The 25,294-nt window shown below is 41.8% G+C and carries 17 protein-coding genes and 1 pseudogene; 4 read left to right on the top strand and 14 right to left on the bottom strand.

From position 1 onward, the window contains the following. Positions 1-13: 13 nt before the first annotated feature. From ychF to F0475_RS01180, 4 genes are all read right to left on the bottom strand, one after another. Entirely contained in the window at positions 14-1,117 is a 1,104-nt protein-coding gene (gene ychF / locus F0475_RS01195; protein WP_155715034.1) for a redox-regulated ATPase YchF, read from the bottom strand. Between the two features lie 169 nt (positions 1,118-1,286). Continuing rightward, a complete protein-coding gene (gene rnc, locus F0475_RS01190) occupies positions 1,287-2,351 on the bottom strand; it encodes a ribonuclease III (protein ID WP_155715033.1) in 1,065 nt (354 codons plus the stop codon). Next, positions 2,341-3,603 (bottom strand): beta-ketoacyl-ACP synthase II, encoded by a 1,263-nt coding sequence (fabF, locus tag F0475_RS01185; RefSeq protein ID WP_009434334.1) that lies wholly within the window; start codon positions 3,601-3,603, stop codon positions 2,341-2,343. The genes rnc and fabF overlap by 11 nt, the downstream gene beginning before the upstream one ends. A 90-nt stretch (positions 3,604-3,693) precedes the next feature. Continuing rightward, entirely contained in the window at positions 3,694-3,930 is a 237-nt protein-coding gene (locus tag F0475_RS01180) for an acyl carrier protein (RefSeq protein ID WP_004347843.1), read from the bottom strand. Between the two features lie 931 nt (positions 3,931-4,861). On the opposite strand from F0475_RS01180, the gene F0475_RS01175 reads away from it, so the two are divergent. Beyond that, entirely contained in the window at positions 4,862-5,467 is a 606-nt protein-coding gene (locus tag F0475_RS01175; RefSeq protein WP_009434364.1) for a DUF4254 domain-containing protein, read from the top strand. A gap of 325 nt (positions 5,468-5,792) precedes the next feature. Then, positions 5,793-8,453: a DNA mismatch repair protein MutS gene (gene mutS, locus F0475_RS01170; RefSeq protein WP_155715032.1), complete on the top strand. Its 2,661-nt coding sequence runs from the start codon at positions 5,793-5,795 to the stop codon at positions 8,451-8,453. A 1,044-nt stretch (positions 8,454-9,497) separates the two neighbouring features. On the opposite strand, the gene F0475_RS01165 is transcribed toward mutS, so the two are convergent. The 10 genes and pseudogenes from F0475_RS01165 to F0475_RS01120 all read right to left on the bottom strand — a co-directional run bounded on the left by F0475_RS01165 (position 9,498) and on the right by F0475_RS01120 (position 20,784). Continuing rightward, the gene (locus F0475_RS01165) at positions 9,498-10,094 is read right to left on the bottom strand and encodes an aminotransferase class IV (protein WP_155715031.1); all 597 of its coding nucleotides are present in this window, start codon (positions 10,092-10,094) and stop codon (positions 9,498-9,500) included. Further along, positions 10,078-11,067: an aminodeoxychorismate synthase component I gene (locus tag F0475_RS01160; RefSeq protein ID WP_155715030.1), complete on the bottom strand. Its 990-nt coding sequence runs from the start codon at positions 11,065-11,067 to the stop codon at positions 10,078-10,080. The genes F0475_RS01165 and F0475_RS01160 overlap by 17 nt, the downstream gene beginning before the upstream one ends. Positions 11,068-11,113: 46 nt before the next feature. After that, a complete protein-coding gene (locus tag F0475_RS01155; protein WP_155715029.1) occupies positions 11,114-11,752 on the bottom strand; it encodes an NAD(P)H-binding protein in 639 nt (212 codons plus the stop codon). A gap of 56 nt (positions 11,753-11,808) precedes the next feature. Further along, on the bottom strand, positions 11,809-12,873 hold the full coding sequence (locus F0475_RS01150) for a sensor histidine kinase (RefSeq protein WP_155715028.1): 1,065 nt from the start codon (positions 12,871-12,873) through the stop codon (positions 11,809-11,811). 183 nt (positions 12,874-13,056) lie between these two features. Then, positions 13,057-14,991 (bottom strand): 4-hydroxy-3-methylbut-2-en-1-yl diphosphate synthase, encoded by a 1,935-nt coding sequence (locus F0475_RS01145; protein ID WP_155715027.1) that lies wholly within the window; start codon positions 14,989-14,991, stop codon positions 13,057-13,059. A 125-nt stretch (positions 14,992-15,116) separates the two neighbouring features. Next, complete coding sequence (gene purE / locus F0475_RS01140; RefSeq protein WP_004383071.1) at positions 15,117-15,623, bottom strand: 5-(carboxyamino)imidazole ribonucleotide mutase; 507 nt, start codon at positions 15,621-15,623, stop codon at positions 15,117-15,119. 43 nt (positions 15,624-15,666) lie between these two features. Next, positions 15,667-16,284 carry a hypothetical protein gene (locus tag F0475_RS01135; RefSeq protein WP_155715081.1) on the bottom strand — a complete coding sequence of 206 codons (618 nt, stop codon included), beginning with the start codon at positions 16,282-16,284 and terminating at the stop codon, positions 15,667-15,669. Positions 16,285-16,313: 29 nt separating this feature from the next. Further along, positions 16,314-17,828 carry an RNA polymerase factor sigma-54 gene (gene rpoN / locus F0475_RS01130; RefSeq protein ID WP_155715026.1) on the bottom strand — a complete coding sequence of 505 codons (1,515 nt, stop codon included), beginning with the start codon at positions 17,826-17,828 and terminating at the stop codon, positions 16,314-16,316. Between the two features lie 48 nt (positions 17,829-17,876). Next, positions 17,877-18,524 (bottom strand): hypothetical protein, encoded by a 648-nt coding sequence (locus F0475_RS01125; protein ID WP_155715025.1) that lies wholly within the window; start codon positions 18,522-18,524, stop codon positions 17,877-17,879. 86 nt (positions 18,525-18,610) lie between these two features. Beyond that, positions 18,611-20,784: pseudogene (locus F0475_RS01120) on the bottom strand (TonB-dependent receptor domain-containing protein). 529 nt (positions 20,785-21,313) lie between these two features. Between F0475_RS01120 and F0475_RS01115 the strand changes: the two are divergent. After that, positions 21,314-24,226, top strand: coding sequence for a leucine--tRNA ligase (locus F0475_RS01115; protein WP_155715024.1), 2,913 nt, complete (start codon positions 21,314-21,316; stop codon positions 24,224-24,226). A 69-nt stretch (positions 24,227-24,295) separates the two neighbouring features. Further along, the gene (locus F0475_RS01110; RefSeq protein WP_155715023.1) at positions 24,296-25,282 is read left to right on the top strand and encodes a YitT family protein; all 987 of its coding nucleotides are present in this window, start codon (positions 24,296-24,298) and stop codon (positions 25,280-25,282) included. The last annotated feature ends 12 nt before the right edge of the window (positions 25,283-25,294 follow it).

Genomic DNA, 25,294 nt, shown 5'->3' with positions numbered 1-25,294 from the left:
TGTGTGTTATTGCTTATACATTGAATCGGAAGTGCATGATATCACCATCTTGTACAACATACTCCTTACCTTCTATGCCTAATTTACCTGCTTCTCTGATAGCTGCCTCAGAGCCATATTTAAGGTAATCTTCGTATTTGATGACCTCAGCACGTATGAATCCCTTTTCAAAGTCGGTGTGAATAACACCTGCACATTGTGGTGCTTTCCATCCTTTATGGAATGTCCATGCCTTCACCTCCATCTCTCCTGCTGTGATGAAAGTCTGTAGGTTGAGGAGATGATAAGCCTTATTGATAAGACGATTCACACCACTTTCTTCCAAACCAAGTTCTTCGAGGAACATTTGCTTATCCTCATAACTATCGAGAGAAGCGATGTCTTCCTCTGTCTTAGCAGCTATAACCATTGCTTCAGCCCCCTCTTCAGCAGCAATCTTCTCAATCTGTTTGCTGTATTCATTGCCTGTCTTTGCGCTAGACTCGTCTACATTGCAAACATAAAGGACTGGCTTAGTGGTTAAAAGGAAGAGATCGTGTGCTGCTTGTTGTTCTTCTTTGCTTTCGAACTCAACGCTACGTGCATTCTTACCCTGCTCTAGTACTTCCTTATAAGCTTCTAGTACAGATACAAGGATCTTAGCATCTTTATTGCCAGTAGCTGCTATCTTCTGTTGTTTTGCTAGTTGTGACTCTATCGTTTCAAGGTCTTTTAACTGCAATTCAGTATCAATAATTTCTTTATCTTCTATTGGATTAACAGCCATACCACCTTCTCTTACAACGTTATCATCCTCAAAACAACGGATAACATGTATGATGGCGTCACATTCGCGGATGTTACCAAGGAACTTATTACCGAGTCCTTCACCCTTAGAAGCACCCTTTACAAGCCCTGCAATGTCAACAATCTCGCAGGTAGCAGGAACGATTCTTCCTGGGTGAACAATCTCTGCTAACTTATTGAGGCGTTCGTCTGGAACGCTAATTACACCGAGATTCGGTTCGATAGTACAGAATGGGAAGTTAGCTGCCTGTGCTTTGGCACTGCTTAGACAGTTGAAAAGAGTAGACTTACCAACGTTTGGTAGTCCTACTATACCACATTTTAATGCCATGTTCTAATAAACGTTTATATCTTTGATGCAAAAGTACATAATTAATTCGAGACTAGCAAATAGGTAGTAATGATAGGTTCGTAATGGTGTTAGAGCTGGTATTTTAAGATAAAAGAAAAGACGATGATAATTGAATATCATCGTCTTTTCTTTTATTAAAGTATGATTTTTACTCTTCGAAGGCTTGTGATTCTGCAGCAGCAATAATACTCTCTTTGTCTATTTTTTGTGAATGAGAGATACCCGAAAGATCGAATTCTTCATCTTTAGCTTCTATTACTTCTTCCTGTAAAGTAGTATTCTCTTCAAGCTTTTTATTGTCTGCGGCGGATACCTTTTCATCAAATACTTCTGTGTGGAAAGGTGTTTCCTGCTTTTCTTTTTCTGTATCTGAATTTACGATGAAACTCATGTCTTGCGATGTTTCAGGTACATTTAAGACGGGTTCTTCTTCCATCTTTGTGCGGTTAGCCTTAGCTGAAAAGATCTCTTCAATGAACTGTGGTTCACGACGAAGACGCTGAAGAGTGAGTTTAGCAGCCTCTTGCTGTCCTTCTTTCTTTGAGTATCCACGACCCTCACCACATGCAATCTCTTCCATAAATACTTGGAAATGGAAAGTAGGACTGCCTTGTTTGTCCTTCTCATGCTCAATGAGTCGGAACTCCATATTGACCTTATTCTTCTGGCTCCATTCGATGAGCTTTGACTTAAAGTTCACTTCTTTATACGCCACCTTATCTATATTAATGAGTTCACCAAGAATCTGCTTTCTCATAAACTCCATACAAGCATTGTAGCCATGATCGAGATAAAGTGCCCCAACAAGAGCTTCAAATGCATTTCCTCCCATATAACTATTGTGAGAAGAAGAATGTCCATTAGAGAGAATCAACTGATTGATTCCCATCTCTTTAGCCAATCTGTTGAGTGTATCACGTTGTACTATCTTGGAGCGTGTATTGGTAAGAAAACCTTCACGCTTATATGGGAAATGCTCGTAAACAATGTCGCCAACAATAGCATCAAGTATTGCATCGCCGAGAAACTCGAGTCGTTCGTTGTTTACAGGCTTTCCCTTTGCATTACGACGTGCTATACTCTTATGTAAAAGAGCAGTCTTGTAATAATCGATATTGTGGGGAATAAAGCCAATGATATGGTACAAAGACAAATAAAGCTCCTTCTCCTTGCGGAAAGGGAGCTTTATTCTATCAACTATATTATTCAGCATATTTCTTGAATATGACACAAGCATTGTGACCACCAAAGCCGAAGGTGTTGCTGAGTGCAGCACGAACTTCACGTTTCTGAGCTTTGTTGAACGTGAAATTTAAGTTGTAATCCAGCTCTGGATCATTATCATTTTCTTCGTGATTGATAGTTGGAGGAACTATATCATTCTGCACTGATAATACACAAGCCATGGCTTCTACAGCACCAGCGGCACCGAGTAAGTGACCTGTCATACTCTTTGTAGAAGATATGTTGAGCTTATAAGCAGCTTCACCAAATAAAGCTTTGATAGCCTTAGCCTCTGATATATCACCTACAGGAGTTGAAGTTCCATGAACATTGATATAGTCAATATCCTCTGGCTTTAAGTTTGCATCATTCAAAGCAGATTGCATTACAAGTTTAGCACCAAGTCCCTCTGGATGAGAAGCAGTGATATGATGAGCATCAGCTGATTCACCTTCACCAACCATCTCTGCATAGATCTTAGCACCACGAGCCTTTGCATGCTCTAATTCTTCGAGTATCAAGCAACCAGCACCCTCTCCCATTACGAAACCATCACGGCTTGCAGAGAATGGACGAGATGCGTGTTCTGGATCATCATTGCGTGTTGAAAGTGCATGCATAGCATTGAAACCACCTACACCACAAGCACAAATAGCTGCTTCTGCACCACCACTAACAATGATGTCAGCCTTTCCTAAACGAATCTGATTAAATGCTGATGCTAATGCATTAGTAGATGAAGCACATGCAGATGTCGTTGTGTAGTTAGGACCATGGAATCCAAAGTGGATTGAAATCTGTCCTGCTGCGATATCAGCAATCATCTTTGGGATAAAGAATGGATTGAATTTAGGACCATTCTCTGGGTGTTGTGCATAATAGCTAACCTCGTCTTCAAAGGTTTTGATACCACCAATACCTACACCATAGATAACGCCAACCCTATTTTTATCGATTTTCTCCAAGTCAATGGCTGCATCCTTAACACCTTGTATAGCACTAATCATTGCTAATTGAGTGTAACGATCAAGTTTGCGAGCCTCCTTACGATCAATGTATTCGTTGATGTTTAGGTTCTTAACCTCACATGCAAATTGGGTCTTGAACTGCGTTGTATCGAAATGTGTAATAGGTGCAGCACCACTTTTACCTGCCAGCATATTCTGCCAAGTCTCCTCAGGAGTATTACCTATAGGAGTGACGGCACCAAGACCTGTTACAACTACTCTCTTTAATTCCATGCGTTGAAATATAAGTTAAAACAAGTAACCTAAAAAAAAGCCAAGCAAAACAAAGTGCTTTGCCTGGTGCTTTTTACATATAGGCTAAACTTACTTAGCGTTCTCCTCAATGTAAGAGATTGCATCGCCAACAGTAGCAATCTTCTCAGCCTTATCGTCTGGAATAGAGATACCAAACTCTTTCTCAAATTCCATGATGAGCTCTACAGTATCCAAAGAGTCTGCACCAAGATCGTTTGTGAAGCTTGCCTCTGGCTTAACCTCTGCCTCGTCAACACCAAGTTTATCTACGATAATAGCCTTTACTTTTGATTCAATTTCTGACATAACTGTAAGTTTTAAATTGTTTAATATTGATTTCTAAATTCTAAAATGCGCCTGCAAAGGAAATATAAATTTTCCATGTATGCAAGTTTTTGATGTAAAAAAGCACTTAATTATGCACAACACCCTATGGTTTGTGCATGTTTTTCTATGATTTATCACTTTATCTTGCGTCTCTTCAAATAATTATCTCATATCATTCAAATATTACTTATATTATAAGGTAAATTACTTTCAACCTTTCTTTTGCTTAAATTCTCTACATGAATCATGCGATAATAACTTATAAAGATAAGTTTATTCTCTATTCAAAAAACTTGTGTATGGACTCAAGTTGGTTTGAAAGTTAGCCTTCTTTTATGACCTTTACATCTAAAGTCAACTTCATTTAATCTATTTAAAAAGCTGAGTTTATTTTTATTTTTGGATACTGTCATATTTAATATTTGTAGTAAGAGCTTATTTCTCAGATGTTTGTAGGTAGATAAAAGTATGACAGTAATGCCGGGAAAATTAAATCAACTTTTATTGATATAGTTCTTATGTGTTGCTTTTTAGACTTATTGTTATGTTCTTTTCTTGTATCAATACCATTTACATCTATCATATATATGAAATGTGAACATGCTATATGTAAGATGTAGATATGCTCTTTTCAATATCTAGAGATGCTTTTCTTGTGCAAAGAAGAGCCTTTGTTAATTAGTAAGCAAGGCTCTCTAATATTCTTAATAGTTTGCTAGGTTATTGATAACTATCCTCTTATAAGCATGAGAGAATTGTTATCTACCTTATATAAAATATGCTCTTGTTATAGTTTTTGTATCCAACTCCTCTTTCTTTCAAGTCTAGTGACGTTAAAAACGTCCGTTTTATTTTGTGCTTTAAGTATTTTGCTTTATATTTGCACAATAAACAAAAAAGTAATAACCGAATGTCATTTACAGAACATTGTAACGAGATCTTTAATCAAGCTATTCGTGATTATCATGTCACAGATAATGTTGATACCCCGATTAATAATCCTTATGACAGAGAGTCGATAGAGAATCGACTCTATTTGAAATGCTGGATTGATACTGTTCAATGGCATTTCGAAGATCTTATCCGTGACCCACATATCAGTCCTGAAGATGGTATGAGTCTCAAACACAGAATAGACCGTTCAAATCAAGATCGTACTGATCTTGTTGAACAGATAGACTCTTATTTCCGTCAACTCTACTCTGATATAACGCCTTTACCAGATGCTACTATTAATACAGAGAGTCCTGCGTGGGCGGTAGATCGCCTCTCTATCCTTGCATTAAAGATATATCACATGAAGGAGCAGACCGAGCGTAAAGATGCATCAGAGGAGCATATTAAAAAGTGTAAGTCGAAGTTGAATATCCTTTGTGAGCAACAGAAAGACCTTAGTTTGGCTATTGATCAGTTGCTTGATGATATTCAGCATGGACGAAAATACATGAAGGTTTACAGGCAGATGAAGATGTACAACGATCCTTCAACGAATCCGATACTTTATAAAAAGAAGTGATGATATATTGAAAACCTTTCCTTTAACATAGGAAAGGTTTTCTGTTTATAAACCACCCTGCCCCACTCTCATTTCCTAAGATAGTTCTTTTTTATTATTGCTATAAGTCTTTTAAATAGATTGTAGAGCTGTCTTTATTTTAAAAAGTCCCTTCAAACGAGGTTAGATATTTATACCTTATAATTATATAAGGTCTACCTTTAACAGCTTCTTTGTATTAGTAAAGTTTGTTAATGGTTCATTTATTTGGGCTTTTATAGTCTTTTTTGTACTTTTGTAAACCTTAAAAGGATATAAGAAAAGACTAAAAAAGACGCAAATAGTTATGGTAAAAGATGACAAGGGACTAACCCCAATGATGAAGCAGTTCTTCTCGATGAAGGCACAACACCCTGATGCAATGTTACTCTTTAGGTGTGGTGACTTCTACGAAACCTATGGTGAAGATGCTGTGGAGTCAGCTCGTGTACTTGGTATAACCCTTACTCGTCGTAATAATGGGGGACTTAGCGGTTCTATAGAGATGGCTGGTTTTCCTCATCATGCCCTTGACACCTATCTACCTAAGCTCATCCGAGCTGGTAAAAGAGTTGCTATTTGCGATCAATTAGAAGACCCTAAGAAGAAGCGAGAGGCTATTAAGGGCAAAAAAGGCTTATCCGCAATGGATAAGATGGTGAAACGTGGTATCACAGAGTTGGTTACTCCAGGTGTAGCTCTTAGTGATAACGTGTTGAACTATAAGGAGAATAACTTCTTAGCAGCACTTCACTTTGGTAAAAGTGCATGTGGTGTCAGTTTCTTGGATATATCAACTGGTGAGTTCCTAACGGGTGAAGGAACCTTTGACTACGTCGAGAAGCTGTTTGGAAGTTTCCAACCTAAGGAGGTATTGTTCGATCGTTCGAAGCGAAGAGACTTCGAACGTTACTTTGGAACACGCTTATGTACGTTTGAGATGGACGATTGGGTCTTCACTGATCAGACTGCTCGTCAAAAGTTACTAAAGCACTTTGGCACTAAAAACCTTAAGGGTTTCGGTGTTGAACACTTGTCTAATGGTGTGATAGCAGCAGGTGCTATCTTGCAATACCTTGATATTACACAACATACACAGATAAATCATATCACCTCATTAACGCGTATTGAAGAGGATAAATACGTACGAATGGATCGCTTTACAGTTCGTTCTCTAGAACTGGTAGCACCTATGAATGAGGGTGGATCGTCTCTTCTTAATGTCATCGACAATACTATCACCCCTATGGGTGGGCGTATGCTTCGGCGCTGGGTGGTCTTTCCTTTGAAAGATGTAGCGGTTATCAACGAACGATTAGACATCGTTGATCATTTCTTCCGAGCCTCCGATTTTCGTAACAACATTGATGAACAGTTCCACCAGATGGGTGACTTAGAACGAATCATATCTAGGGTAGCTGTTGGAAGGGTTTCTCCACGTGAGGTGGTACAGCTGAAGAATGCTTTAAAGGCTATCGAACTAGTGAAAGCAGAATGCCTTTCTACGAATAATAAGTCGCTGAATAGGATAGGAGAACAGTTGAATCTCTGTGCGAGCTTACGCGATCGTATAGAGAAAGAGATCAATGTTGACCCACCACAACTAGTTGCTAAAGGGGACGTGATAGCGTCTGGATACGATAAGGAATTGGATGATTTACGTTCAATTCGTGATAATGGAAAGCAGTATCTACTTGAGATACAAGAGAAAGAGATTGCACAGACGGGCATAAGCTCGCTTAAGGTGGGATTCAATAATGTGTTTGGTTATTACTTAGAGGTGCGTAATACCTTTAAAAATAAGGTTCCTGAAGATTGGATCCGTAAGCAAACACTGGCACAGGCAGAGCGTTATATCACACCAGAACTTAAGGAGTATGAAGAGAAGATACTGGGTGCTGATGAGAAGATATTGGCTCGTGAGGGGCAACTCTTCATGGAGTTGATTCAAGATATGCAACCTTTTATCCCACAGATACAGGTTAATGCCAACCTTGTGGCACATCTCGACTGCTTATTGTCATTTATGAAGATAGCCTTACAACAGCATTATGTGCGCCCGACAGTGGATGAGTCTGATGTCCTAGATATACACCAAGGGCGTCATCCTGTTATAGAGACTCAGTTGCCAATAGGCGAACAGTACGTTCCTAATGACGTCAAGTTAGATACCGAACATCAACAGATTATGATGATAACAGGTCCTAATATGGCTGGTAAATCAGCCCTTTTACGTCAAACGGCACTGATCGTTCTCTTGGCGCAAATAGGTTGTTTTGTTCCTGCGGAGCGTGCGCGTATTGGTATAGTAGATAAGATCTTCACACGTGTGGGGGCTTCCGACAACATCTCACTAGGTGAGTCAACCTTTATGGTAGAGATGACTGAGGCTGCAAATATCCTCAACAATGTTACGACACGTTCGTTAGTTCTCTTTGACGAGTTGGGTCGTGGCACCAGTACATACGATGGTATAAGCATTGCATGGGCGATAGTTGAGTATCTACATGAGCACCCTAAAGCACAGGCTCGAACGCTCTTTGCGACCCATTACCATGAATTGAATGAGATGGAGAAGAACTTCTCTCGCATCAAAAACTATAATGTATCTGTGAAAGAGGTAGATGGTAAGATCATCTTTCTTCGTAAGTTAACACGAGGCGGAAGTGAGCACTCTTTCGGTATTCATGTTGCTGAAATCGCTGGTATGCCACGCTCAATAGTAAAGCGGGCAAACGTTATTCTAAAGGAGTTAGAGGCTGATAATTCACAAGTGGGAAGTGTTGGTAAGACTGCTATTGAGCATTTGGAGAAGAGTAGGGAGGGCGTTCAACTCTCTTTCTTCCAGCTTGATGACCCTGTACTTACGCAGATTCGTGATGAGATTCTAGGGCTGGATGTCAATAACTTGACGCCTGTTGAAGCCCTTAATAAGCTCAACGACATTAAGAAGATACTGAACGGATAGGTTCGTGATAAGCCTTTATAATATGTGCCAATACATGCAGGTTTTGTACAAACTCACGTGTATTGGCTTTTTTATGTGTTATAGTTTGATGAAAAATAGGGGTAGGATCACATTTGTAAGAAACCACATTAATATAAAGGCAGCCATCACAGCATCATTTCCCCATAGTGTTTTCTTAAAGTGTTTGAGTACTCGTTCTCTCCTGTTATTACGTTCGTATAGCTTAGAGATGATATAGTTAGCAGCTAGAAAGACAATCAGAAAAGCTATACAAAAGTCCCATTTGGGGCTTATTACGTATATATTTAGCTTGAAGAATAAAATCATCAAGGGCATAAAAAGCGGCAGGCAAATCATAAATGGACCATCCATTCGCCCTGTGTATTTATGTTCTCCGACATAATAAAGATAATCAATAAAGTGGTAATGTATCCTCTTTTGCGGTATTCTCATAGGATGAAACTATCTATATTATCAGATGTTACGATTGTACGAAACTATCTGCCTGATTCGTAAATATGCTCTTGTTGCATACAAGGACAAATATAGCTATTTTGTAATGGACAACAAAATCTTTATAAGATATTTGTATTGCAATACCAAAAAAACATAAGATTTTTGTATTCTGGGGCTTTTATTACTTTCTAGCTTATGGTTTCCTCCTTTCTTCTTTACTTGTTATTCTGTTCCATTTGTATGTTTTTAAGTCTGCTGTAATCCTCTTTCTTTCTTCAATACAGGCTCTGGCTCTCCTCTTAAAAATGCCATATAGCATTGCAGCTAATGGACTTGTATAGAAAAGGAGAAGCCTTTTAATGATAGCATCAAGGCTTATTTATATCATAAATAAGCTCTTTGATAATTAAAGAATAGATTAATAATACATTATAAATAGATTAATAATAATTACTTTTTAATCTAATAATTTGGTTAAAACAGGGTTTCTTTGTGAATAGACAGGCATTTCTAATGATTTAATAGTTGGTGTGCTGTAGGATAGGGGAGGCTCTCCTTATATGGAGAAGAGCCTATGTACCTAACGTTCTAACCTATAATTTTATTCACTGGTAAGACCACTTCGCCGAGTTCCATCATAGCATTGAAGAGGCTAATCTGCTTGTAGTTAGGGAGGTCGGAAACGAGGAGCTCACGCTCTTGTAGTAGTCCTCTATCCAGCAAACTCTGCCTCATTGTACCTTGAAGGAGTGGGGTAGAGGGCGTAAACCATTGTTTGCCATCATAAAGAGCCACGTTTGTATAAGAGGTATCAGTGATGTGGTTATTGCGAATAATCAATATTTCGTCACACTCGCCTTGCTTTTCTTTGAGTTGATTAAGGGCAGACCGATCCACACTCTTGTATTTGTAATCAATGTCGTTGGCTGTTATAAGGCGCAAGAAGTGGATATTCTTGCGTTTGTAAGGCGTACAGCTCATGTCATGAATACCAGCCTCATCATATACAAAACGTAGCTTAGCAAGCCCTGAAGGAGCCTTTATGCCTTTGAAAACATCATTAAGGAGTAGGGGAGTAGGCTGTCCGAACACCTCTAATCGTGTTTTGTTCATTCGCTGCTGATGGTATGCAAGGTTGCAGATGTGCCCATCCACAACCCTTAAAGACTCAATATATTGGCACATAAACCTTTTCTATTACCTCGTTGTATTCGTCATCATTATTGCTCTGAGCCGTTATACCGCCCCCAGCCTTATAGTAGTAGTGCCCTTGCTCATCCTCATCTATGAAGCGAATCATCACTGCGCTATCCAGAGAACCATTGCTGTAACAACCCATCACACCCGTATAGAAGTCTCGTTCATAGCCTTCCGCCTCACGGATAATCTCCATGGTTCGACGTTTAGGAGCACCTGTTATTGATCCAGCGGGCAGTAGACGGAAAAGCAAACTACCAATTTCTTCTCTGTAATTAGCAGCGAGTTGTCCTGTAATCTCCGAACTCGTCTGCAATATTTGTCCTTTATTTGTCGCCAAACGGTCGATGTATCGATAGCGAGAGACGCTTATCTGATTGGCAATCATACCCAAATCGTTGCGGATAAGGTCGACAATAGTGGCGTGTTCTGCCGCTTCTTTCTTGTTATTCATCAGTTTTCTCCTTGCGTCGGGGATGTTGGCATCAATCGTTCCCTTCATCGGATAAGAAGAGATAACGCCCTTTTCATTGATACGAACAAATATTTCGGGAGAGAAACAGACGAACTTTCCCTTCATCCAACAGCGATATAACGCCTTTGAACGTAGGAAGATGTCATGCAAAGAGAGGTTTGTTTGGATGGGAATCCTGCATGTTAGGTTGGCAAGATAGCTATCTCCTTTCCGTTCGTAATGCTTGATAAGGTTGATACGTGGCTCATACTCTTCCCTTGTGAGGGCTTCGATATGCCATTCAACAGCCTCTTGGTCGTAGGATTCGTTTGTTGGAATGTTGTTAAAAGAGGGAAAGGAACATAATAACTCCGTATGATCTATATCACAAGTTTCGGCTATGTATGCTCCATTGGCTTCATAGTTAATGATGAAGACAAAGTCTTTATTCTCTTTTGCTAGTCTGTTCATGCACTCTATGGCAGACTCCCTATTGTATAATCTCATGCCCTGTTTTTCTTTGGAATAGTCTTGTGTTGTGTGGAAAGAATCGCTATTTATCCATGGAAAACATATCTTTTGCCTCAAAGACACCTGATTGTTTGCTCTTTGCCAATTCAATCATACAATGTGCTACAAGCTCTGTTTTCATGGGTCGTTGGCTCATGAAAAGCCCGAAGCGATTGAGATATTTAAAAACAGAAACAGCTATTTTCTCACTCGTCTTAGTGGTGTTCTTGCGTATTAACGAGGGTGGTCTGAGGATGGAAATCTGCTGGTAAGGTAATTGATTAACAGCTTCCTCTAGTTCACCTTTCATCCTTGGATAAAAGAAATGAGCCTTTGGATTTGCCATAGCAGCCGATACGAGGATGTAAGCCTTTACTCCCTGTTCTGCAGCAGTGCGTGCGAATTGATATTGATAAGTGTAGTCTACCTTGTATTGAGCGTCCTTTGAGCCAGCAGTCTTGCGTGATGTTCCCATGCAAGAGAATACGATGTCGCCATGAATCTGTAGTCTCCAATTATCCGGTTGGTCAAAGTCAACGATGTGCGTCTTTACTTTCTTATGCTGAATCCCTGCATCTCTTCTTACGAAGAGATCAATCTCTTCAAACGTGTCATCGCTGATGAGCTGCTGAACAAGGTCTTTTCCTACGGCTCCAGTAGCTCCTAATATGATAGCTTTCATACTTTGTTTTTATTGTTCATATTGGTTATTTGCACTCAAGATATAGCCTTCTTTTATTATTTATAAGGTGTGATTGTAATCTTGGTGCGGTAGGTATTGCGGTCAATTACCTGTTGTATCGTATAGTGTTCGGGGTATATTAACTCTAACCGACGGCACATATTCTCTAGTCCAATGCCTTTCCCACTCTTGTCAGTGGCGTTCTTTGGATAGTTACTATTCTCTGATAAGAAGATGATGTCACCATTCTCTTCAATGATAGAGATGTGTATAAACGATGGTTTACTTGCACTGATACCATGTTTAAAAGCGTTCTCAACAGGCGTAAGGAATAACAGTGGGGCTATTACTAGCTGTGAGTTCTGAATTGTGAACTGGCTGGTTATCTCTACATTAGCCCCCGAACGAAGGCGCATGAGGTTGATGTAGTTCTTGATAAAGGCTATTTCGCCTGTTAAACTCACCTCTTTTGGTTGCGTAGCATACAATGTGTAGCGTAATAACTCTGATAGTTGACCTATCGCCCGTTGTGCATTTGCAGGGCTAGTCTGCGTTAGTGACGCTATATTGTTTAGTGTATTAAAGAGGAAATGAGGGTTAAGTTGGTTCTTCAACCAGGCTAGCTCAGCCTCTGTCATCTTCTGTTTCTGTTCTCTTAGCTGTCTTTTCAATGCGTTGTGACGTATATAATACCGCACAAAGATGGCTGCTACGACCATAGCATAGTTGAGTATCATCCATAGAACACCGAACTGATAGAATCCAATTCGGGTGGTTTCGGAGGGCAGTGTGGTGTTATATATATTGAAAAACTGCTTGTCCCAGAGGATAATAAACACTAAGTTGATGATCCAGAAAGTCCATTGTTTGACTCTATCTTTTGCTTCGAAGAAGTAAGGAACAAGTAGATAGAAATTGATCATGAAGACAATTAAGAGCAAGAAGAGTACTAAGGCGTTGATGCGAATTGACTCTTGAATGGTGTTGATATCATGTTCTAGGAGCATGGTAACCAATGTCCAAATGGAGACAAGAGCTGCATATACGCCTACCTGTGCGCCTAATATAGATAGATTGTAGCGTCTCAGGTGTTGTATCATAAACCTCTTTAGTACCTTCATGATGCAAAGATAGACTTTTAAAAGGAAAGATACAAGCGTTTAATATACTACCTTTTTACTTTATCAACATTATTACTATTTTTAACACATACGCCTAATTTGCTCTATACAAGTGCCTTATACATGATGAATTCATTACAAAAAGCCCCTTTCAAGGGGCTTCTCTTGATGATGGGATAGCTATTACTTATTCTTTTCTGCTTGGTCTGCTCTGATCAAAGCAAGTAGGTGTTCGACCGCTTCCTCTTCTGGTATATTATGTTCAACACACTCTTGTTTACGATAGAGACTCACCTTCTTTGGTCCAGCACCAACGTATCCATAGTCGGCATCAGCCATTTCTCCTGGTCCATTAACGATACATCCCATGATACCTACTTTAAGTCCTTTCATGCCTTTAGTGGCTTCTTTGATGCGAGCAATGGTGGTTCTGAGGTCGTAGAGGGTACGTCCGCAGCCCGGACAAGAGATGTATTCGGTTTTAACCATGCGTAATCTGCCTGCCTGAAGGATAGCGAAAGCTGTCTGTTCCACATCTTCCTGTGCTAAATCTCCATTGTTCATGAGCCATAAACCATCGGTGAGTCCGTCCATCATGAGTGCTCCCATGTCCGCAGCAGCTTCTAGTTGGAATTGCTCTTTGGGGCTAACTATTAACGAAGTAGGCGTATTGGCTGGTTGTATCGGTGCATCCGTCGTAGAGTGTTGATACATTTGTGCGAAGATAAGAGGGTTCTTCACGCCTGCAATCATCAGTTGATGAGCCAGTGCGCGTTGGTCTCCAAGGCGGTTCTGATGGTTAGTCATGCAGATAACAACCACCTCTGGATGGGCTTTCAAGCATGCTAAGAACTCCTCGGAAGGTGTTCCAAACTTCAAAACAAGGAACTTCACATCCTTATTAATTGCACTGATGAAAGGCATACCAGTAACTGGAAAGATGGGATAAACGTTCTCCAACGATTGACAACCGCTATTGGCAAGATTCATATAGGCATCATAATCGAGGATATACCTTTGCTTCTTCTCTTGTTTCTCTGGTAGTTCGCCCTGCACATAGATATAGTCTGGACTTGGCAACTCGGCTGATGAGACCTCAACAGCGGCTTGTTTAGGGTGACGAGTAGCAATGACAACGGGCACGTTATCGCCTCCTATGTTACCAGCAGGCACTGTCTTACGACGTACAGGACGCAAATAATCAAAGCCAGTATAGGCTTCGCCAGGGATAAGAAGATGTTTCTCGCGACGGCGAAGATACCATGCAAGGTATTTGGCAACGGGTATCTCACATTCAGGTTCCTCACTTAATGATACGCGAATGGTGTCTCCTATGCCATCAGCAAGCAATGCGCCAATACCAACTGCACTCTTAATTCGACCATCTTCACCCTCTCCAGCCTCTGTAACACCTAAGTGTAATGGGTAAGTCATGCCCTCCTTCTCCATCTCGGAAACTAATAATCGGACAGAGCGAACCATCACTACGGTATTAGAAGACTTGATGGAGATAACGACATCATGGAAGTTATACTTGCGAAAGATGCGTAGGAACTCCATACAACTTGCCACTATGCCCTCCGGAGTATCGCCATATCGATTGCGAATGCGGTCTGATAAGCTACCATGATTTACTCCTATGCGTACTGCCGTATGGTTTTCTTTACAGATATTGATGAATGGAACGAGTCGATCCTCAATCTTCTTCAACTCCTGCGCATACTCTTCATCAGTATATTCAAGCTTTTTGAATGTTCGAGCAGGGTCCACATAATTACCTGGATTGATACGTACTTTCTCTGCATAGAGCGCTGCTACGTCTGCAACATTCGCATTGAAATGAACGTCTGCACACAGAGGTGTGTTGTAACCAGCAGCTCTCAACCCAGCATTGATATGTTGTAAGTTCTCTGCCTCACGCTTTCCTTGTGTGGTAAGGCGCACGAGTTCGCCCCCAGCATCAATGATTCTTTTGGCTTGAGCCACACTCCCTTCTGTGTCATCAGTGGATGTTGTGGTCATAGATTGTATACGAACTGGATTCTCACCACCGATGTTCAATGCCCCAACATGGGCTACGGTGGTCTTCCTCCTAGCATAGTTAAATAAATCAATCATTGTCTTTTATCTTCTTAATTCATACCCCATCACTCAAAACTCATACCTCTTTCTATGCTTAGTAAGCAATTCTAACAATCATGAAGGATGAGTTTTGAATGATGAGTTACGGCTAATAAAGTTGCTTAGCACTTATACTTATAGTCCTGAATGGCTGCTAGTTCCTTATTAGCCTTCTCTATCTTCTGTCCTAAAGACGCCTTCCAGTTATCGATCTTTTGTGCAATAGCATCGTTACCAAGCGCTATCATCTCTGCAGCAAGTATCGCCGCATTCTGTGCGCCATTGACTCCTACGGTTGCAACAGGTATCCCTGGAGGCATTTGAATTATCGATAACATTGCATCGAGACCATCAAGCATACCCTTGATAGGTACTCCGATGACTGGTAATGGGGTTGATGCAGCAATGACACCAGGTAAGGCTGCTGCCATACCAGCACCTGCGATGATTACTTTTACGCCTCTTCCCTTAGCTTCTTTAGCAAAGGTTTCAACAGCATCAGGCGTTCTGTGTGCTGAAAGAGCATTCACTTCGAAAGGAATCTCTTGCTGTTCTAACCACTTACAAGCCTTTTCCATTACTGGTAAGTCGCTTGTCGAACCCATGATAATACTAACTAATGGCTTCATATTTAATTCTTGTTTTAGATGAGTTGATGCTTATCTCGTTTACTTATAAGTTTATAATCGTAAGGAAGGAACTGATGATACCAAGGAAGAAACCCGATGTCACTTGTTCTAAAGAGTGCTGTCTTAGAATCATCCTACTGCTTCCAACCATCCCTGAAACTATCAGTGTAAGGCATAGCCACCACATTGGATCAAAGTTATACATTAATGAGAAGGCTATCAAAGAACCTGTTACTCCACCAATAGCTGCCGTATGCGTCGATATTTTCCACCATATATTAATGATGGCGCAGAGTATCTGTATGACCAGAGCAACGATGAGTATTGAGGTCAGCATGTGCGGTAGATGAAGTAAGTTCATGATGTAGAAGCACGTAAAATAGCACACAATGGATAATATATAAGGTACTACTCGCTTCTCTTTCTGCCCTAATTGTATAGGAGTCCACCCCTGATACTGACGGTAGAGATGGATAAGAACGGTGGGAAAAAGCACTGTAAAGGCATAAACCAATAGGATATAAGAGAGCTTAGCTTGCCACGGGAACATGCTAAGATAGCTGAAGGTAAAGATAGCAAGAATGCCTACTACGGGTAAGTAAAAGGGTGTGAGCACCATACTCACTACTCTTGCGGTTAATATAATATTCTTTTCATTCATCTCAAATGGTTCTTCTAATACCTTTACAATCATTCTTTTCTAAGCCTTGCAACCGGTAAGCCCAGTTGTTCTCGATACTTAGCAACAGTGCGCCGAGCTATCGGGAAGCCCTTTTCCTTTAGTTGTTTTGCTAATGCGTCATCGCTAAGAGGCTTACTCTTATCCTCTTCCTTGATTAGATCTCGCAGTGCTATCTTGATCTTCCGAGTAGACATTTCCTCGCCATCAGTGGTTGTGTAGCTATCAGAGAAGAAGAACCTAAGTGGGAAAGTGCCCCACTTTGTTTGCGCATACTTGATGTTGCTCACTCGAGAAATCGTCGAGATATCCAGTCCGGTGCGGTCTGCTATATCCTTAAGAATCATTGGCTTCAATTCAGCCTCATCCCCGTCTTGGAAGAATTTACGCTGAATATCAATGATAGCACGCATGGTTACTTGTAGAGTATGGCGTCTTTGCTTCACTGCCTCAATGAATCCTTGTGCCTTATCAACCTTCTCTTTGGCATAAAGCAAGGCTTCCTTCTCTTGTCGATTCATACTTGCTTTATTGTTCCGATAGGCTGCCAGCATCTCATTAAAGCTCGGTGAGACGTGTAACTCTGGTAGATTACCATGATTAAGACTAAAGGTAATGGTGCCATCATCCTCTGTTTCGATGATAAAGTCAGGTGTTATCTGTTGTAGGTTACGCCCTTGTGTTTCGCCCATAGACGCTCCCGGCTTTGGATTTAACTTGCGTATCTCCTTTTGCAAGGTCTCCACTTGAAGATCAGAGAGCCCCATTGCAACCTTAATCTTATCCCAATGCTTCTTCGTGAAAGCATCGAAATGGCGTGTGAGAACCTGTTTCACATACTGATATAACTGTCCGTTGCGTTGCCACTCGCCGTTTTCAACCTTTCGTTCTACTTGCAGTAACAAACATTCCTGCAAACTTCTGGCACCGATACCAGCTGGATCAAAGTCCTGCAATAGCTTTAGTACATCCTCAATCTCCTGTGTTGTAGCATCAATACCATGGTAGATTGCAAGTTCATCACTGATGGTGTCTAAGTCTTTCCGCAGTAGTCCATCATCGTCCAAACTACCAATAAGATACTCCAGAATATCCCTTTGCCGTTCAGTTAGCTCCAGTTCGCCCACTTGCTCATTGAGTTTATCGATAAAGGAAGTGGTATCTCCGTAAACAATCTCCTCATAGTCAGCATTGTTGCGTTGCTGTCGTGCATCGTAAGTCGGCAAGTCGTCATCCGATTGCATACGTTCCAAAGCAGAGTCAAGGGCGTCTTGTCTCTCCTCACGTTCCTGTTGTGAGTCGAAATCATCATCCTCTCTCTGTTCTACGGAATCGTTTGTATCAATGCTATCAGACTCCTCTCCACCTGCTTCTAACGCTGGGTTATCATCTAACTCGGCGTTCACAGACTCTTCCAGTTCGGTGAGTGGCATCTCCAAGAGCTTCACTTGCAACATTTGTTGCTGTGAGAGACGCTGCACCTGTTGCTGCTTTTGGGTCTGAATCTGTACTTGTTCTTGTGCCATTACTATACCTGAATTACGCTACAAAAGTACTAAAAAAAAGCATGAAAATCACTGGAAGTAATCTTTTAATTGTGCAGCTAGGGCAGAAAGTCTATCTGGGTTATCATTACCATATCGGTTCCATATATCCTGACAAGGCAATAACAGGGGCGTAATCATTAGGTCATCACGATTGAGATAAGGGTCACAAAACTGGAAGACATCCATTACCTCCACCACAGAATGGGCCTTTATCTTCATCAACTTAGCCATTTCTCGTATCTCGGGAGTCTCTTCTACCATCGTGATAGGCGTCAGTCGGAAGTAAAGATCTAATATTATCACGAGCATGAAAGGTCTCAATTCATTATAACCATCTATTGGAAGGAAGTCATGCTCAAATGTTTCTCTTAGTTGCACACCATTATAAAACTCCTTCGCTTTGCCGAATCCCTTCATTGAACGCAGTTTCTTCACATCCTTATTGAGCTTGCGTGTGTTCTCAGCGTAGGTTTCCCAGATAAGTTGTAACACTGGTGTGTCACGGTGGCGCAGCTTGAATTGCTGTTCATAGAGGCTCTTTGGCGGTATATGAAGTTCCAAACTAAGCTCTACCAACGCATGGGAATACATTGGCTTCATGCCCTCCGGCTTCTTTAAATACAGCTGGAGGAGGAGTAACCAGTAGTCGTCAGACCATAAGGGATGTGTTGCCATATATAAAAAGGAGTATCTTTGTTTTTCGCAAAGATACTCCTTTTTATATGAATAAGCAAATTTTTGCTCACTTCTGATAGCCCTCTTTATTGCTTCGTACCGCCCACTAAGTCATCATTCTTTATACTCCTATCAACTTTCTTCACGTTTGCACGCAGCTTTCCGAAGTTCCATGAGAGGCTAATACCGAACTCTCTTGGCTTGCCCCAAAACGTCTCTTGTCCTATAAAGTCGCCTTTCACGGTACGCGTGTTATACTCCTGTCGTTTTGTGAAAGGCTTATTACTATAAATCATAAGGGTGAGTTTGTCTTTGAGGAAACGTCTGGTAAGGTAGAAGGAATAGGTGTTCCAGCGTCCTTCATATAGGTAAGGAGTGTATACAGGACGCCCGAATTCTATAGAAAGGTTCATCTCGAAAGTCAATTTCCATGGTAACTTCTGTTCCACATCGAAGTATATATCCCCCCAACAGCCCCTGTTCTTTATCGCAGGAGAGGGGATGCTGATCCGTGATTAACCGCACCATTCAAACTAAGGCTCGTTCCTGTGAAAGGTTGCCATTGCGTATAAGAAGAGAACCCCATACTTCTCTTCTTCATAACGTTATCGTATGTTGCAACAATATCCTGTCCATCAGTGTAACGGGTTCCTGTTATATCGTTATTAGTGAAGGAGTAATAAGGAGTGAAGCTCCATGTCAGTTTCGGAGTGATTAATGTATAGGTCATTTGGAGCTTCTGGTTATGACTACTCCCTAAGTCGGCATTACCATAAGATACATAGTTTGGCGTGCGAACAACAGCCGGATTAAGATACTTGATACCGGGTCTATTGATGCTTGTACTATAACTGAACTTTATCGTTTGGGCGTCTGTTATCTTGTATTGAACGCTTGCGGAGGGCACCCAGTCATGGAGATTGGCATGGAAACCCGTACCGCTTCCATCGGGAAAGTCGGCTTTCATATAGCTATACTCATATCTCAAGCCAGCCCGAGCAGACCAATTACCAGCCGTAAAGAGGTAAGACAGATAGGCAGCAGCCACCTGTGTGTTATGCTTAAACTCCTTGTCTTCGTTCGGCATAGAGCCTGTGTAATCTGTACGTGTGTGACTGTTATTGTTACGAAGGATGTATTTTAAACCGCTCTCCAGCTTATGCTGTTTACCAAAGGGGTGCACGTAATCCAGTTGGAAGGTGTGTTCTGTGAATCGCTCATGCGAATGTAAGTCACAAGCAGTGTAGTTGAAGGGTGCATTCACAAGGTTACTTAACTCTATGTGATTGGTCTTCCTATTTCGTGTAGCAGCCAACATGTAAGACAGTGTGAGCACTTCTCCATCCAAGTGAGTCTTGTGCTGATAGTCTAATCGCCCTCCAATCTTGAAATAAGAGTAGTGAGGTATCGTTGTGGATTCGTCATATTGATAGAGAAGATGGTTGTTCTTGTCCCATCGTTCATAGTTCGATATAATTGTATTGCCCACCTTATAGCCGAAAAGAGAGGTCGATGCAGTCAAGAGATTCAGTGAGTCAAGCTCATAACTGGCACTGACGTTACCGATATGAATGTTCCCTCTCGTGGCGTGGTGACTCTTTTCAAGAGATTTCTCACCCGTCTTGAGGTATGTAAACGAGCTTTCTACCTCTCTTTCCGTTTGCTTCCCTGCCTGATAATATTCCATGTAGTTAATGGTAGTAGTGAGCTTTCCCACCTGCGTAGTGAGCGTTGTTCCAAGTCCAACAGAGCCGTATGAACTTACATTTGTTTGTATATTGCCTGATAATCCTTGCATACGTACATTGCTCATCGTTACGATGTTGAGGATAGTTGACGTCCCTTCGGCATCATACTTAGCACCGGGATCGGTGATAACCTCAATCCTCTTGATGGTAGAAGCAGGCATTGCTTTCAGTATCTCTTTGAGACTTTGCCCTGCAAAAGCAGGGTCGGGGTGCCCGTTTTTATATACTTTGAAGTTTGCAGAACCTTGTACTTTGATATTGTCCTGACCGTCAACAGTGACGAAAGGAACCTTTTTCAGCACCTCTAAAGTGCTCTTCGTCTGTGCCGTCACATCGTCTTTCACGTTGTAAGTCAGCTTGTCAATATCATTCTTAATCAGCTGTTTTTGATGCGTCACAACGACTTCTTTCAACTTTTGCGTCTTCGTTGTGTCGCTCTTAGTGGCTTCTTGTGCCGATAAAGAGGTTGTCAGGAAGAGGATTATTGATAGTAGGATGGCGTTTCTTCTCATAATGGTATCCTTTCTAAGATATAGTTAATAATCGGAGACAAAGATATGTTTTTTCTTTTAACTTGTCAATAGTTACTACTTGTTTTTTTACGTTTTTTTACCTTTCCCAGCCTCCCCTAAGGGGAAAGAAGAAGCCTCACTCCCGTCCCCTCTCCGACTGGTAAAACCTCCCCCAACCCCTCCCAAGGAGGGGAGTGCCTAACGGAAGCGAGCAAGGGGATGGCAGGTCGGGGTGTAACGATGCAATGCCTCGTTAGCTGGAACAGCAGGGGTAAAAACAAAGAGACGCCTTCTTTGTTTTGAAGAGGGCGTTTCTTCCATGCGAAGAGGGCGTTTCCTTGATGTGAAGAGACGCCTTTTTTGTTTGTAAATAACGCTATTCACTCCCCTTTCCATTCGGAGAGGGGGCGGGGGTGAGGCTTTTTTAGTGTTTTAATCGTTGGTCGTTAAGCGAATTAAAGACTGGTAAATAGCATTAGTATCGAATACTTTTTGTAAATTTGCACATTAGTTATAACAAGTGAAAAGAATGGAATACAACTTCAGAGACATTGAGCAGAAATGGCAACAGAAGTGGGTTGATTTGAAGACTTACAAGGTTGTTGAAGATAAGAATAAACAGAAGTTCTACGTGCTAAACATGTTCCCTTATCCATCCGGGGCAGGCTTACATGTGGGGCATCCGTTGGGTTATATAGCCAGTGATATATATGCTCGTTATAAGAGACTCAAGGGTTTTAACGTCTTAAACCCTATGGGTTACGATGCTTATGGGCTCCCCGCAGAGCAGTATGCCATACAGACTGGACAGCACCCAGAGGTTACGACGAAGAAAAACATAGCCCGTTACCGTGAGCAACTGGATAAGATTGGCTTCTCATTCGACTGGGATAGAGAGGTAAGAACGTGTGACCCGCATTACTACCATTGGACTCAATGGGCATTCGAACAGATGTTTAACTCCTATTACGACAATCGTTTGCAGAAGGCGCAGCCTATTTCTCAACTCGTAAAGCACTTTGAAGAGGAGGGAACTCTCAATCTCGACGTGGCTAAAAGTGAGGAGTTTGTATTCTCAGCACGCGATTGGATGAGTATGGATGAGTATGAGCAACAGGAGAAACTGATGAACTATCGCATTGCTTACTTGGGTGAGACGATGGTGAATTGGTGCCCTGGTTTGGGTACTGTGTTGGCTAATGACGAGGTTGTCAATGGTGTTAGCGAGCGTGGAGGATACCCAGTTGTGCAAAAGCTGATGAAGCAGTGGTGCCTAAGAGTGTCTGCTTATGCCCAGAGACTATTGGATGGTTTAGAGAAAATAAACTGGTCTGATTCTATTAAAGAGACCCAGAAGAACTGGATAGGACGCTCGGAAGGAACAGAGGTGGAGTTTAAGTATGTTACTCCAAATGGTTCTGAAGGACAGAAAGAAGGAAAGTTTACAATCTTCACAACGCGTGCAGATACAATGTTTGGCGTCACTTTCATGGTACTTGCACCAGAGTCTGAACTCGTAGTAGAGCTTACCTCGGATGCACAGAAAGCTGAGGTGGAGGATTATCTGGCTTATGTAAAGAAGCGCACAGAGCTTGAACGAATGTCAGACCGTAAGGTGACGGGTGTCTTCTCAGGCTCTTATGGTATTAACCCATTCACTGGTGAGCAGCTTCCTATATATGTGTCTGAATACGTATTAGCGGGCTATGGCACTGGAGCAATTATGGCTGTGCCTGCTCATGACAGCCGTGATTATGCCTTCGCAAAGCACTTTAACTTGCCAATCGTACCTCTGATTGAGGGTGCGGACGTGTCGGAAGAGAGCTTCGATGCGAAAGAAGGAATCGTTATTAACTCTCCTGCGGAAGGTAAGGAGGCAGCTTTGGAGGGTTTCTCACTCAATGGACTCACGGTGAAAGAGGCTATTGCAAAGACAAAGAAGTTTGTTAGTGAGAGAGGAATCGGACGTGTGAAGGTGAATTACCGACTGCGTGATGCCATCTTCTCACGCCAACGCTATTGGGGAGAACCATTCCCTGTCTATTATAAGAAAGGGATGCCTTACATGGTACCAACGGACTGCTTGCCGTTGGAGTTGCCTGAGATAGATAAATATGAGCCTACCGAGAGTGGCGAACCACCATTGGGTCGTGCGAAGATGTGGGCTTGGAGCGAGAAAGAAAACAAGGTTGTTGATAAGTCACTAGTAGATGATGAGACCGTATTCCCGCTTGAGTTGAATACAATGCCAGGTTTCGCAGGTAGTTCGGCATACTATCTTCGCTATATGGATCCGCATAATAACGATGCACTTGTGGGTCGTGAGGCTGATGAGTATTGGCAGAATGTGGACTTATATGTGGGTGGTACCGAGCATGCCACAGGTCACTTGATATACAGTCGATTCTGGGATAAGTTCTTATTCGATATTGGTTGCAGTTGTAAAGACGAACCATACGAGAAGTTAGTGAACCAGGGTATGATTCAAGGACGCTCTAACTTTGTTTATCGAATCAATTCCGATGACCACTCAAAGGCTCCTGTCTTTGTTAGCTTAGGGCTGAAAGACAAGTATGAAACTACTCCTATTCATGTCGATGTGAATATTGTTCATGCTGATGTGCTCGATGTTGAGGCTTTCAAGGCATGGCGTCCTGAATATAAAGATGCCGAGTTTATCTTTGAAGATGGTAGTAAGTCGGCTGATAGAACATCAAATGAGAGTGCCGCAGGTAACGCTGTTTACAAGTGTGGTTGGGCGATAGAGAAGATGTCAAAGTCCATGTTCAACGTTGTTAATCCAGATGATATTGTGGAGCAGTATGGCGCTGATACACTTCGACTCTACGAGATGTTCTTAGGTCCAGTAGAGGCTAGTAAGCCTTGGGATACCAATGGTATTGATGGATGTTTCCGCTTCTTAAAGAAGTTCTGGAAGCTTTATCAGCAGGAACTGAACGATGAGGAGCCATCGAAGGAGTCGTTGAAGAGTGTGCACAAGCTCATCAAGAAGGTGACAGGAGATATCGAGCAGTTCTCTTACAACACGGCTATTTCAGCGTTCATGATATGTGTTAATGAGCTAAGTCAGCAGAAGTGCGCTAACAAGGAGCTGTTGAAAAAGCTGGTAATTGTCATTGCGCCATTTGCACCACACATGGCAGAAGAGTTGTGGGAGCAGTTGGGTGGTGAGACAAAGAGCGTTTGTGATGCCGCTTGGCCAGCTTGGGACGAGTCTTACCTGGTGGAGAATGAGGTGCAACTGACAGTTTCTTTCAATGGTAAAGCACGTTTCCAAATGACTTTCCCGGCTGATGCTACGAAGGAAGACATCGAGAAGTGCGCATTAGTAGACGACCGCAGTAAGCATTACATAGATGGTAAAACGATTGTAAAGACCATCGTTGTACCTCGAAAGATTATCAACATCGTTTGTAAGTAACTAATATCTAAACCAGAGAGGATGTGTGTCTACACTGCACACATCCCCTCTATATACCTTTTAAGACCTATGACTATTAATCAACAGCTTATCCGTTCAGAAGCAAAGGATTATCTCTTTCTTACGATGGGACTGCTTCTTTATGCCGTTGCCTTCACTATCTTCCTCCTTCCTTATGAGATTGTTACGGGTGGGGTAACGGGTATGTCCGCCATTGTTTACTATGCAACTGGATTCAAGATAGAGAACACTTACATGATAATCAACATCTCCCTGTTGGTTGTCGCACTAAAGATTCTGGGCTTCAAGTTTATGATGAAGACCATATATGCTATCTTCGCGCTCTACTTTATGCTGAAGTTTGCACAAGACCTGATGCCTGTTGATGCTCATGGACACTTCATTAAGGTGCTTGGGGAAGGGCAGGATTTCATGTCATTGATTATTGGCTGTTGTATAACTGGTACTGGTCTTGCCATCGTCTTCTTAAATAATGGAAGTACAGGAGGCACTGATATCATCGCAGCCTGCGTCAATAAGTATCGCGACATATCGTTAGGACAAGTGTTGATGGGCGTCGATATATTGATAGTAGGTAGTTGTCTCTTCTTCCCGCAGTTTGGTTCTATGGTCGACCGATTGCATAAGATGGTCTTTGGATACTGCACTATGTTCATCGAATGCTTCATGCTTGACCACGTAATGAACATGCGGAGGGAGTCAGTACAGTTCCTTATCTTCTCATGGAAACATGAGGAAATAGCCAAAGCTATCGTCGATGAGACGGAGCACGCCCTTACTATACTCGATGGACACGGTTGGTACACAGGCAATGACATGAAGGTTATATGCTTACTAGCGAAGAAGAACGAGAGTAAAACTATCTTCCGTCTTATCAAGATGGTTGACCCTACAGCCTTCGTAAGCCAGAGTTCGGTCATAGGAGTGTATGGTGAAGGCTTTGATCAGATAAAGATTAAGGCAAAGAAGGATAAGAAAAAGCAGATAGAGAAGCTGCAACAAACTGCTGAGAGTGTGCCTGTAAACAAAGAATAAATGGCTTTTTGA

Origin of the sequence: Prevotella vespertina (assembly GCF_009728485.1) — a bacterium.
Classification (GTDB): Bacteria; Bacteroidota; Bacteroidia; order Bacteroidales; family Bacteroidaceae; genus Prevotella; species Prevotella vespertina.
The sequence above is the reverse complement of the archived record's forward strand: the minus strand, read 5'-3'. Positions and strand labels throughout refer to the sequence as shown.